Raw genomic sequence first — 11,348 nt, 5'->3', positions numbered from 1 at the left:
GCGCACGAGGGACGGCCACAGGGGTGGGTGGACGATGACCGACGGCACCGTGACGCCGGAGCTGGACTCCGCACTGGAGAAGCACCGGGTCGAGCTGACGGGGTACTGCTACCGGATGCTCGGTTCCTCCTTCGAGGCCGAGGACGCGGTGCAGGACACCCTGGTCCGTGCCTGGCGGAGCTACGACAAGTTCGAGGGCCGCTCCAGTCTCCGCTCCTGGCTGTACCGCATCGCGACCAACGTCTGCCTGGACATGCTGTCCGCGGGCAACAAGCGGGCCCGCCCGATGGACCTGACGGACTCGACGCCGCTCGCCCGGGCCGCCCTGTCGCCCCGCCCGGACAACACCTGGCTGGAGCCGGTGCCGGACGCCCGCGTGCTGCCGGCGACGGCCGACCCGGCGGAGGCCGCCGTCGCCAAGGAGTCGGTGCGGCTCGCCTTCATGGCGGCGCTCCAGCAACTGCCGCCCAAGCAGCGGGCGGTGCTGATCCTGCGCGAGGTGCTGGCGTGGAGGGCGAGCGAGGTCGCCGAGCTGCTCGGCACGACGGTCGCGTCCGTCAACAGTGCCCTCCAGCGGGCCCGGGCGACCCTCGCCGAGCGGGAGGAGAGGGGCGCGGACGCGGCGGTGTCCGACCCGCTGGACGAGGAGCAGCAGAAGCTCCTGGAGCGCTACGTCGCGGCCTTCGAGGACTACGACATGACGGCGCTGACGGCGCTGCTGCACGAGGACGCGGTCATGACCATGCCGCCGTTCGACCTGTGGCTGGCCGGCCCGTCGGACATCACCGGTTTCATGTCGACGCTCGGCGCCGCGTGCGCGGGCTCGCGGCTGGTATCGGTCCAGGCCAACGGGCTGCCGGCCTTCGCGCACTACAAGCCGGACCCGGAGGCGGGCGGTTTCGCGCCGTGGGCGGTCCAGGTGCTGGAGATCTCAGACGGCCGCATCACCGGGTTCCACTGCTTCCTGGACACCAAGCGGTGGTTCCCGCTGTTCGACCTGCCCCTCCGTCTCGAAGCGGAGACCGACGAGGTCGAGTAGGGCGTACAGCGCGGGATCGGGGTCGCGCAGCCGTATCCGGCCCCCGCCCCGCCGGGCGGTGAGCTCCAGCCGGGCCAGCAGGTCGACGACGGCGAGCCCGGGCGGTCCGAGACCGCCGACGTCGCAGACGACCACCCCGGCCCGGGTGGTTTCCAGCAGTGCGCGCACCTCGTCGCAGAGCCGGGGCGTCTCCCCGCGGGAGACAGGCCCCGGCAGCACGAGTACGGCGGGTGTCACGGCGTCCACGTGCGGTAGACCAGGGGCGGGCGGGGAACTCATCGGTGCCCGCGGGCAGAGATCACATTGACCTGCCCGCGCCCTCCCCCGGAGGGTTTGACGTATGCCCCGCATACCCCGGCGCGCCGCGCTGCCCGACGCTCTTCGCCTCCTCGTGACCGGGGAGGCGTCGCCGTGCAGGGGGTGCTGACCGGCTTCGCGGTGATCGCGGTGGTGATCGGCGTCGGCTATGTGCTGGGGCGGCGCGGCCACCTCGGCCCCCAGGGGCGCGAGGTCCTGACGAGGCTCGCCTTCCATGTGGCCTCCCCGGCCCTGCTGTTCACCACGCTCGCGGGGGCCGACCTCTCGGTGGTGTTCTCCAGCCGCCTCCTGGTGACGGCGCTGTCCACGGTCGCGGTGGCCGGCGTCTTCGTGGCGGTGGGTGCGGTACGGGGCTGGGGCGTGGGCCGTACGACGATCGGCGCGCTGTGCTCGGGTTATGTCAACTCCGGCAACCTCGGCATCCCGATCGCCGTGTACGTGCTGGGCGACGCCTCGCTGGTGGCGCCGGTGCTGCTGTTCCAGCTGGTGCTGGTGACGCCGGTGGCGGTGACGCTGCTGGACCTGTCGGGCGAGGGCGGCCGGGGCGGCTCGGTGACGCGGCGGCTGCTCACGCCGCTGCGCAATCCGATCGCGCTGGGCTCGCTCGCCGGGGTGGCGGTCGCCGCGAGCGGGCTGCGGGTGCCGGACGCGGTCATGGACCCGGTGACGCTGATCGGCAACATGTCGGTCCCGGCGGTGCTGCTGGCCTTCGGCATCGGCCTGTGCGGCTCCACGATGCCCCTGCGGGGCGCGGAGCGGCGGCCGGTGCTGCTGGCGGTGGCGTTGAAGGTGGCGGGTCAGCCGGCGGTGGCCTGGGCGCTGGCGTCGGGGGTGTTCGGGCTGCGGGGCCCTCGGCTGCTGGACGTGGTGGTGACGTCGGCACTGCCCGCCGCGCAGAACCTGTACACGTACGCGTCGACGTACGGGGTGGGCGAGCGGCTGGCGCGGGACGCGATCCTGGTGTCGACGGTGGTGTCCGTGCCGGTGCTGGTGGGGGTGGCCGCGGTGCTGGGGTGAGTCAGGCCTCGGGGAACTCGCCGGTGTCGATGACCAGGCCGAAGGGGGCGGGCAGGGTGAGGGGATCGCCGGACTTGGCGGCGCTCAGCACCCGGTAGACGTCGCCCTCCGGTTCACCGTGGAGCGTCGCGGTGGGTCCGCCGGGGGCCCAGCGGTCGATGAGGAGGTAGAGCGGGATGCCGGCGGTGGCGTAGGCAGCGGGCTTGCTGATGCGGTCGTGCCGGGCGTCGGACTTGGAGGTCACCTCGACGACGAGCTCCGCGAGAGCGGCCGGGATGTGGGTGTCGGACTCCGTGTGATCGGGCAGCTGTGCCACCACGAGATCCGGGATCAGCATCCCGAGGCGGGACGGCACCGAGAGCGCGAGGGTCTGGTAGATCCCCCAACGGCCAGGGATCATCGAGTACAAACGGCGCTGAATTCGGTGATGTCGTTGTGAGGCAGTCCCGGAGCAGGTGACACGGTGATGATCCCCTCGATGATCTCCACCTTGCTGCCCTCGGGCCATTCCCTCTCCTCCCGGAACCGGACGAGGTCGTCCCAGTTCCGGTCGGGCTCCTGGCTCACGGTGAGTGCCCTCACGGCGGTTCTCCCATCGGTGCGTCACCGATCCCAGCGTGCCGAACGGGACCGGCAGTGGTCTGCCGATCCCGTTCACCCGAAAGATGAAAGCGCAGGTCAGGCGATGCGCTCCAGCACCACCGGCGAGGCGGTGAAGTCCGTGCCCGCCGGCGCGATGTCGTACGAGCCCTCCACCGCCGCGAGCGCGTACGCGAAGCGGTCCGGGGTGTCCGTGTGGAGGGTCAGGAGGGGCTGGCCCTCGGTGACGGTGTCCCCGGGCTTGGCGTGGAGTTCGACGCCGGCGGCGGCCTGCACCGGGTCCTCCTTGCGGGCGCGGCCCGCGCCGAGGCGCCAGGCGGCGACGCCGATGTCGTAGGCGTCGAGGCGGGTCAGGACGCCCGAGGAGGCGGCCTTCACCACGTGCTGCTCCTTCGAGGTGGGAAGCTCGGCGTCCGGGTCGCCGCCCTGGGCCGCGATCATGCGGCGCCAGACGTCCATCGCGGAGCCGTCGGCGAGGGCCTTCGCCGGGTCGGCGTCCTTCAGACCCGCCGCGTCGAGCATCTCGCGGGCCAGGGCGAGGGTCAGCTCGACCACGTCGGACGGGCCGCCGCCGGCCAGGACCTCGACGGACTCGCGGACCTCCAGGGCGTTGCCCGCGGTGAGGCCGAGCGGGGTGGCCATGTCGGTGAGCAGCGCGACCGTCTTCACGCCGTGGTCGGTGCCGAGGCCGACCATCGTGGAGGCCAGCTCGCGGGCGTCCTCGATCGTCTTCATGAAGGCGCCGCTGCCCACCTTCACGTCCAGGACCAGGGAGCCGGTGCCCTCCGCGATCTTCTTCGACATGATCGACGAGGCGATGAGCGGGATCGCCTCGACCGTGCCCGTGACGTCGCGCAGCGCGTACAGCTTCTTGTCCGCCGGGGCCAGGCCGTCGCCCGCCGCGCAGATCACCGCGCCGACGCCGTCCAGGACGTTCAGCATCTCCTCGTTGGACAGCAGCGCGCGCCAGCCGGGGATCGACTCCAGCTTGTCCAGGGTGCCGCCGGTGTGGCCGAGGCCGCGGCCCGACAGCTGCGGGACGGCTGCGCCGCAGGCCGCGACCAGCGGTGCGAGCGGCAGGGTGATCTTGTCGCCGACGCCGCCCGTGGAGTGCTTGTCGGCGGTCGGGCGGGACAGGGACGAGAAGTCCATGCGCTCGCCCGAGGCGATCATCGCGGCCGTCCAGCGGGCGATCTCGCCGCGGTTCATGCCGTTGAGCAGGATCGCCATCGCGAGGGCCGACATCTGCTCGTCGGCCACCTCGCCGCGGGTGTACGCGTCGATGACCCAGTCGATCTGCTCACCGCTGAGTTCGCCGCGGTCCCGCTTGGTGCGGATGACGGAGATGACGTCCATGGCCATGTCTGGCTTTCCTTACTTCGTGAGGTGGTCGGGGCCGAAGGCCTGCGGGAGCATCTCCGAGAGCGGGAGCACCCCGGCCGGGGTCTCCAGCAGCAGCTCCGGACCGCCGAACTCGTACAGCAGCTGGCGGCAGCGCCCGCACGGCACCAGGATCTCGCCGTGGCCGTCGACGCAGGCGAAGTGCGTCAGCCGGCCGCCGCCGGTCAGCTGGAGCTGGGAGACCAGGCCGCACTCGGCGCACAGGCCGATGCCGTAGCTGGCGTTCTCCACGTTGCAGCCGGTGACCGTGCGGCCGTCGTCGACGAGGGCGGCGGCGCCCACGGCGTACCCGGAGTAGGGGGCGTACGCCCGGGACATCGCGTCCCGGGCCGCCGTGCGCAGGGCCTCCCAGTCGACGCCGGTCACTTGCCCTGCCCCTTCCGGTACTGCATGCCGTCCGCCTTCGGCATCCGCAGGCGCTGCGCGGACAGGGCGAGGACGACGAGGGTGACGACGTACGGCGTGGCGGAGACGACCTGGTTCGGGACCTCGTCGGTGCTCGCGTACCAGGCGAAGACCAGCGCGCCGACGACCAGCGTGACCACGGCGTTGACGTACTTCTTGCGGACCGCCAGCCAGATGGCGCCGGCGACCAGCAGGAGCGCGCCGAGCAGCAGCAGGGCGTGCACGTTGGCGGAGCCGCCGCGCAGGTTGAGGCTGTCGGTGTAGCCGAAGAGGCCGGCGCCGATGGCGAGGCCGCCCGGCATCCAGTTGCCGAAGATCATCGCCGCGAGGCCGATGTAGCCGCGGCCGCTGGTCTGGCCCTCCAGGTAGAAGGGGTTGGCCACGATGGAGAGGAAGACACCGCCGAGGCCGGCCAGACCGCCGGAGATGATCACGGCGAGGTACTTGTACTTGTAGACGTTGACGCCGAGGGACTCGGCGGCGACCGGGTTCTCGCCGCAGGAGCGCAGGCGCAGGCCGAACGGCGTGCGCCACAGGATCCACCAGGTGGCGGGGATCAGGGCGACGGCGATCAGGGTCAGCCAGGACACGTCGGTGACCAGGCCGCCGAGCAGGCCGGCGACGTCCGAGACCAGGAACCAGCCCTTGTCGTTGAGGGTCTGCAGCCCGTCGGACAGCCCCGGCACCGTGAAGTGGCCGAGGGAGTCGACCGGCGGGGACTGCTTGGCCGAGCCGCCCTGGTGGCCCTCGAAGGCGAGCGGGGCCAGGTAGCGGGTGGCGCCCAGGGCGAGGATGTTGATGGCCACACCGGAGACGATGTGGTTGACGTTGAAGGTGACGGTGACGATCGCGTGCAGCAGACCGCCGATCGCGCCGCCGACGATGCCGACGAGGACACCGGTCCACGGGCCCCACTGGAAGCCGGCCCAGGCGCCGAACCAGGTGCCGAGGATCATCATGCCCTCGAGGCCGATGTTGACGACGCCCGCGCGCTCGGCCCACAGGCCGCCGAGACCGGCGAGGCCGATGGGCACGGCGAGCTGGAGCGCGGTGGACATCTGGCTGACGTTGGTGATGCCGTCGGCGCCGGTGATGAGCCGGACGATCGAGGTCAGCGCCAGGGCTCCGACGATGACCAGCAGCAGTACGGGCAGCGGCATGCGGCGGCCGGTCGGCGCCGCGCTCTGCAGCGAGGGCTGGTTGACGTCGGTCGCTGAGGTCGGCGTGGTCATCGGCCAGCCACCTCCTTCTGGGTGTTGTCGGTGGCGCCGAGGACGTGACCGGCGGCCAGCTCCGCGCCGACCCGGCGCTGCTGGCGGCGCAGGCCCCACTCGCGGACGGCCTCGTAGGAGACGACGACGGACAGGACGATCAGGCCCTGCATGATGACCGCGATCTCCTTGTCGTAGCCGTGGAAGTCCAGCTCGGGGCTGGCCTTGTCGAGCCAGGCCCACAGCAGGGCGGCGAAGGCGATGCCGACCGGGCTGTTGCGGCCGAGCAGGGCGATGCCGATGCCGAGGAAGCCGATGCCGGTGGGGAAGTTCAGGCTGTAGGTGTGGGTGCCGCCGAGCAGGATCGGCAGGCCCGCGAGACCGGCGAGGCCGCCGGAGATGAGCATCGCGGTGAGCACCATGCGCTTGGGGTCCACGCCGCTGGCCGCGGCGGCGGACTCGGAGGCGCCCGAGGCGCGCAGGTCGAAGCCGAAGCGGGTGCGGTTGAGGACGATCCAGTAGCCGATGCCGAGCAGGACGGCGAGGATCACCAGGCCGTAGACCTCGCCGGCCGCGCCCATGTCGATGCCGGGGATCCAGCCGGACTCGTGCATCTCGCCGGTGGTGTTGTTGTTGCCGATCTTGACGCCGAAGACGTCCGGCAGCCACAGGTAGCCGATGACGGCGGTGGCGATGGCGTTGAGCATGATCGTCGCGACGACCTCGCTGACGCCGCGGGTGATCTTGAGGACACCGGCGACGCCGGACCAGAAGGCGCCGGTGCACACGGCGGTCAGGAGCAGCAGCGGGATCTGGAGGGCGGCCGGCAGGTTCGCGTGGGCGCCGACGATCGCGGCCATCATGGCGGCGAGCTGGTACTGGCCGTCGACGCCGATGTTGAACAGGTTCATCCGGAAGCCGATGGCGACCGCGAGGGCCGCGATGTAGTACATCGACGCCTGGTTGACGATCAGGACCTGGATGTCGGAGAAACCGGCCTGCTCGAACATGAGGGCGAACGGCTCGACCGGGTTCTTGCCCGAGGCGATCAGGACGATCGCGCTGAGCACGAAGGCCACGGCGAGCGCGATGACCGGTCCGGCCACCGCGAGGAGCACGCGCTCCTTGTCGAACTTCTTCATCAGCGGGCCTCGTCTTCCGGAGACTCGGGAGACTTGCGGATCTCGGGGGTCTCGTCGTGTTCCAGGTGGCCCGAGGCGGCGCCGGTCATCGCCGAGCCCAGCTCCTCGGGGGTGATGGTGGCCGGGTCGGCGTCCGCGACCAGCTTGCCGTCGTAGATCACCCGGAGGGTGTCGGACAGGCCGATCAGCTCGTCCAGGTCGGCGGAGATCAGCAGCACGGCCAGGCCCTCGCGGCGGGCCTCGCGGATGTGGTCCCAGATCGCGGCCTGCGCGCCGACGTCCACGCCGCGCGTGGGGTGGGCGGCGATCAGGAAGCGCGGCTCGTGGCTCATCTCGCGGCCGACGATCAGCTTCTGCTGGTTGCCGCCGGACAGGGAGGCCGCGGTGACGTCGATGCCGGGGGTGCGGACGTCGTACGCCTCGACTATGCGGCGGGTGTCCTCCTGCGCGGCCTTCGGGTCCAGCCAGACGCCCTTGGCGTTGGGCTTCTCGGTGACGTGGCCGAGGATGCGGTTCTCCCAGAGGGGGGCCTCCAGGAGCAGGCCGTGCCGGTGGCGGTCCTCGGGGATGTAGCCGACGCCCTGCTCGCGGCGCTTGCGGGTGGGCAGGGAGGTGATGTCCTCGCCGAGGAAGCGGATGGTGCCGGAGTCGGCGTGGCGCAGGCCGATCAGCGCGTCGACCAGCTCGGTCTGGCCGTTGCCCTCCACACCGGCGATGCCGAGGACCTCGCCGGCGTGGATGGTGAAGGAGACGTCGTCGAGCAGGGCCTTGCCGCCCGGCGCCACCAGGCGCAGCGTGTCGACGGTGAGGACCGGACGGTCGGTGACCGTCGACTCCGCCGTCTCCGGCGTCGGCAGCTCGCTGCCCACCATCAGCTCGGCGAGCTGGCGCGGGGAGGTCTCGGCGGGCACGGCCGTGCCGACCGTGGTGCCGCGGCGGATGACGGTGATGTCGTCCGCGACGGAGAGGACCTCGCCCAGCTTGTGGGAGATGAAGATGACGGACAGCCCCTCGGCCTTCAGCTCGCGCAGGTTGTCGAAGAGGGCGTCCACCTCCTGCGGCACCAGGACGGCCGTCGGCTCGTCGAGGATCAGCGTGCGGGCGCCGCGGTAGAGGACCTTGAGGATCTCCACGCGCTGGCGGGCGGCGACGCCGAGCTCCTCGACCAGGACGTCGGGGCGCACGCCCAGGCCGTAACGGTCGGAGATCTCCTTGATCTTGCGGCGGGCCCTGCCGCCGATGCCGTACAGCTTCTCGCTGCCGAGGACCACGTTCTCGAGGACCGTGAGGTTGTCGGCGAGCATGAAGTGCTGGTGGACCATGCCGATGCCGCGGACGATGGCGTCGGCGGGCGACGAGAAGGAGACCTGCTCGCCGTCGATCGCGATGGTGCCCTCGTCCGGCTTCTGCATGCCGTAGAGGATCTTCATCAGCGTCGACTTGCCGGCGCCGTTCTCGCCGACGAGGGCGTGGACGGTGCCCTTGCGGACGGTGAGGTGGATGTCGCGGTTGGCCACGACACCGGGGAAACGCTTGGTGATCCCGGCGAGTTCGACGGCGGTCACCGATTCGTTGACCGCCGCTCCGGCCGGAGGGCTGCTGGACGCGTTGATGGCGCACTCTCCTGGGGACGGGGGTCGTCTACGCGCGTAGCGCCCCTACGGCATCTGAAGCGGCGGCGGCACATCGACACGACGGGGTACGAGGAGGACCGAAGCGCCCTCCCCGTACCCCGCCGAGCGGCGCAACCCCGCGGTTACACGCTGTTCGAGGTGGTGCTCAGGTCAGCTGCTCTTGACCTTGATCTCGCCGCTGACGATCTTCTCCTTGGCCGTCTTGATGGCTGCCTGGAGCTCGGCGTCGTTCGCGAACTTCGGGTTGGAGACCGACAGGCCGACCTCGCCGGACTTCAGATCGCCCTTGACGATACCGGTCGCCGGCTTGCCGTCCTTGACCGACTTCGCCAGGTTGTACACGGCCTTGGCGACGTCCTTGGTGGCCGAAGTCAGGATCTGGTCCTTGTACTTGGCCAGGGCTTCCTGCTTGTACTGGTCGGAGTCGACGCCGATCGCCCAGATCTTGTGGGCCGCGGCGGCCTCGATCACGCCCTGGCCGGAGAGGCCGGCGGCGGCGTAGACGACGTCGGCCTTCTTCTCGATCTGGCCCTCGGCGGCGGTCTTGCCCTTGTCGGGGCTGGAGAAGCCGCCCTCCTCCGCGGTCTGCGTCAGGTACTGCGACAGCACCTTGACCTTGGGATTGGTGTCCGTGACGCCCTGCTCGAAGCCGGCCTGGAACTTGTGGATCAGCGGGACGTCCACACCGCCGACGAAGCCGACCGTGTTGGTCTTGGTGCTCTTGGCGGCGGCGACGCCGGCGAGGTAGGAGGCCTCCTCCTCGTTGAAGACCAGGTCCGCCACGTTCTTCGCTTCGATCGTGGCGTCGTCCACGATGCCGAAGGTGGTGTCCGGGTACTTCTCGGCGGCGCTCTTCATGGCGGTGGCGTACGCGTAGCCGACGCCGATGACCGGGTTGTAGCCCTGCTTCGCCAGCGACGCGAGGCGCTGCTCCTTGTCGGCGTCCGTCTCGCCCTCGGTGGGCTCGATGTCGGCCGTCTCGTAGCCGAACTCCTTCTTCGCCTGCTCCAGGCCCGAGAAGGCGGCGTCGTTGAAGGACTGGTCGCCCTTGCCGCCGACGTCGTAGGCGATGGCGAGGCCCTTGTCGCCCTTCGACTCGGACGACCCGGAGGAGGTCGAGGTACCACCGCAGGCGGCGAGGGCGAGGGCCAGGGAGGCGGTCGCTGCGCCTGCGACCGTGATCCGGGAAATCCGGCGCATTGTGGAGCTCCTGTCGTACAAGCGCCGTACGGTTCGGCTTCGGCGCTGGCTTCGCCGCAGATTAACGCGCGTAGACCTGCCTGAAAACCCCTTCTGTCCACCTTGTTATCCGCCCGTGAGCAAGGTGACGCGGAGGAGGGCCGGGGGCTTGCCGGCCGCGAACGCGGGGTGGCGGAGGGTGACGCGACGGGCCTGGGGCCCGGCCCGCGGGAACGCCGAAGCGGGCGGGCGCCGGGGGCGCCCGCCCGCTTCATGGGGTTCCGTGCGGCCGTCTACTCGGTCTTGACCTTGATCGAACCGCTGACGATGCCCTCCTTGGCCTTGGCCACGGCGTCCTTGGCGCCCGGGACCCCGGCGAACTTCGGATTGCTGTCGGACAGGCCCACGCCGTCGGACTTCAGGTCGAAGGTCTGGGTGCCGGTCAGCGGCTTGCCGTCCTTCACCGACTTGGCCAGGGCGTACACCGCGCCGTCGATGTCCTTGAGGGCGGAGGTCAGGATGTAGTCCTTGTACGCCGCCAGGGCTTCCTGCTTGTACTGGTCGGAGTCGACGCCGATCGCCCAGACCTTCGCCTTCGCGGCGGCCTCGATCACGCCCTGGCCGGAGAGGCCGGCCGCCTGGTAGACGACGTCGGCCTTCTTCTCGATCTGGCCCTCGGCGGCGGCCCGGCCCTTGTCGGGGCTGGAGAAGCCGCCCTCCTCCGCGGTCTGCGTCAGGTACTGCGACAGCACCTTGACCTTGGGGTCGGTGTCCGTGACGCCCTGCTTGAAGCCCGCCTCGAACTTGTGGATCAGCGGGACGTCCACACCGCCGACGAAGCCGACCGTCCTGGTCTTGGTGGCCTTGGCGGCGGCGACGCCGGCGAGGTAGGAGGCCTCCTGCTCGGCGAAGACGAGGGAGGCGACGTTCTTGCCCTCGACGACGGAGTCCACGATGCCGAAGGTGGTGTCCGGGTACTTCTCCGCGACGGCCTTCATCGCCGGGCCGTAGGCGAAGCCGACGCCGATGACCGGGTTGTAGCCCTGCTTCGCCAGCGAGGCGAGCCGCTGCTCCTTGTCGGCGTCCGTCTCGCCCTCGGTGGGCTCGATGTCGGCCGTCTCGTAGCCGAACTCCTTCTTCGCCTGCTCCAGGCCCGCGTACGCGGCGTCGTTGAAGGACTGGTCGCCCTTGCCACCGATGTCGTAGGCGATGGCGAGACCCTTGTCGCCCTTGGTGCCCTTGTCGACGCTGTCGCTTTCGCTGCTGGTGCCTCCGCAGGCCGTGGCGGCGAGTGCGAGCGACGCGACCCCCACCGCGACGCGGGTCAGTCTCGATATCCGACGCATCCGAAGTTCCCCATTCTCCAAAGCCCCGCAGCGGGCGCTCGGTTCGGCGCACATTA

The 11,348-nt window shown here is 70.8% G+C and carries 10 protein-coding genes and 1 pseudogene; 2 read left to right on the top strand and 9 right to left on the bottom strand.

The genetic code is table 11. The features are described 5' to 3' along the window. The first annotated feature begins 34 nt into the window (after positions 1 to 34). The gene (locus ACZ4V6_RS19560; RefSeq protein ID WP_467828797.1) at positions 35 to 1,039 is read left to right on the top strand and encodes a sigma-70 family RNA polymerase sigma factor; all 1,005 of its coding nucleotides are present in this window, start codon (positions 35 to 37) and stop codon (positions 1,037 to 1,039) included. Here ACZ4V6_RS19560 and ACZ4V6_RS19555 read toward each other — a convergent pair. Further along, a complete protein-coding gene (locus ACZ4V6_RS19555) occupies positions 932 to 1,318 on the bottom strand; it encodes an STAS domain-containing protein (RefSeq protein ID WP_467828794.1) in 387 nt (128 codons plus the stop codon). The two genes, ACZ4V6_RS19560 and ACZ4V6_RS19555, sit on opposite strands and share 108 nt — an antisense overlap. A gap of 132 nt (positions 1,319 to 1,450) precedes the next feature. Between ACZ4V6_RS19555 and ACZ4V6_RS19550 the strand changes: the two genes are divergently transcribed. Continuing rightward, positions 1,451 to 2,374: an AEC family transporter gene (locus tag ACZ4V6_RS19550; protein ID WP_467828791.1), complete on the top strand. Its 924-nt coding sequence runs from the start codon at positions 1,451 to 1,453 to the stop codon at positions 2,372 to 2,374. A gap of 1 nt (position 2,375) precedes the next feature. Here the strand turns inward: ACZ4V6_RS19550 and ACZ4V6_RS19545 are convergent. From ACZ4V6_RS19545 to ACZ4V6_RS19510, 8 genes and pseudogenes are all read right to left on the bottom strand, one after another. Further along, a pseudogene (locus ACZ4V6_RS19545) lies at positions 2,376 to 2,956 on the bottom strand (Uma2 family endonuclease). A gap of 96 nt (positions 2,957 to 3,052) precedes the next feature. Continuing rightward, positions 3,053 to 4,330, bottom strand: coding sequence for a thymidine phosphorylase (locus ACZ4V6_RS19540; protein WP_467828985.1), 1,278 nt, complete (start codon positions 4,328 to 4,330; stop codon positions 3,053 to 3,055). A gap of 18 nt (positions 4,331 to 4,348) precedes the next feature. Further along, positions 4,349 to 4,741, bottom strand: a complete 393-nt coding sequence (locus ACZ4V6_RS19535) for a cytidine deaminase (RefSeq protein ID WP_467828789.1) — start codon at positions 4,739 to 4,741, stop codon at positions 4,349 to 4,351. After that, positions 4,738 to 6,012 carry an ABC transporter permease gene (locus tag ACZ4V6_RS19530; RefSeq protein WP_467828786.1) on the bottom strand — a complete coding sequence of 425 codons (1,275 nt, stop codon included), beginning with the start codon at positions 6,010 to 6,012 and terminating at the stop codon, positions 4,738 to 4,740. Before ACZ4V6_RS19530 ends, ACZ4V6_RS19535 begins: the two co-directional genes overlap by 4 nt. Beyond that, complete coding sequence (locus ACZ4V6_RS19525) at positions 6,009 to 7,133, bottom strand: ABC transporter permease (protein ID WP_467828784.1); 1,125 nt, start codon at positions 7,131 to 7,133, stop codon at positions 6,009 to 6,011. The genes ACZ4V6_RS19530 and ACZ4V6_RS19525 overlap by 4 nt, the downstream gene beginning before the upstream one ends. Further along, complete coding sequence (locus tag ACZ4V6_RS19520; RefSeq protein WP_467828782.1) at positions 7,133 to 8,698, bottom strand: ABC transporter ATP-binding protein; 1,566 nt, start codon at positions 8,696 to 8,698, stop codon at positions 7,133 to 7,135. The genes ACZ4V6_RS19525 and ACZ4V6_RS19520 overlap by 1 nt, the downstream gene beginning before the upstream one ends. 219 nt (positions 8,699 to 8,917) lie before the next feature. Beyond that, positions 8,918 to 9,967 (bottom strand): BMP family lipoprotein, encoded by a 1,050-nt coding sequence (locus ACZ4V6_RS19515; RefSeq protein ID WP_467828779.1) that lies wholly within the window; start codon positions 9,965 to 9,967, stop codon positions 8,918 to 8,920. 272 nt (positions 9,968 to 10,239) lie between these two features. After that, on the bottom strand, positions 10,240 to 11,292 hold the full coding sequence (locus ACZ4V6_RS19510; RefSeq protein WP_467828776.1) for a BMP family lipoprotein: 1,053 nt from the start codon (positions 11,290 to 11,292) through the stop codon (positions 10,240 to 10,242). Between the last annotated feature and the right edge of the window lie 56 nt (positions 11,293 to 11,348).

The sequence above is a fragment of the Streptomyces sp. NPDC029152 genome (assembly GCF_055564355.1).
The sequence above is the reverse complement of the archived record's forward strand: the minus strand, read 5'-3'. Positions and strand labels throughout refer to the sequence as shown.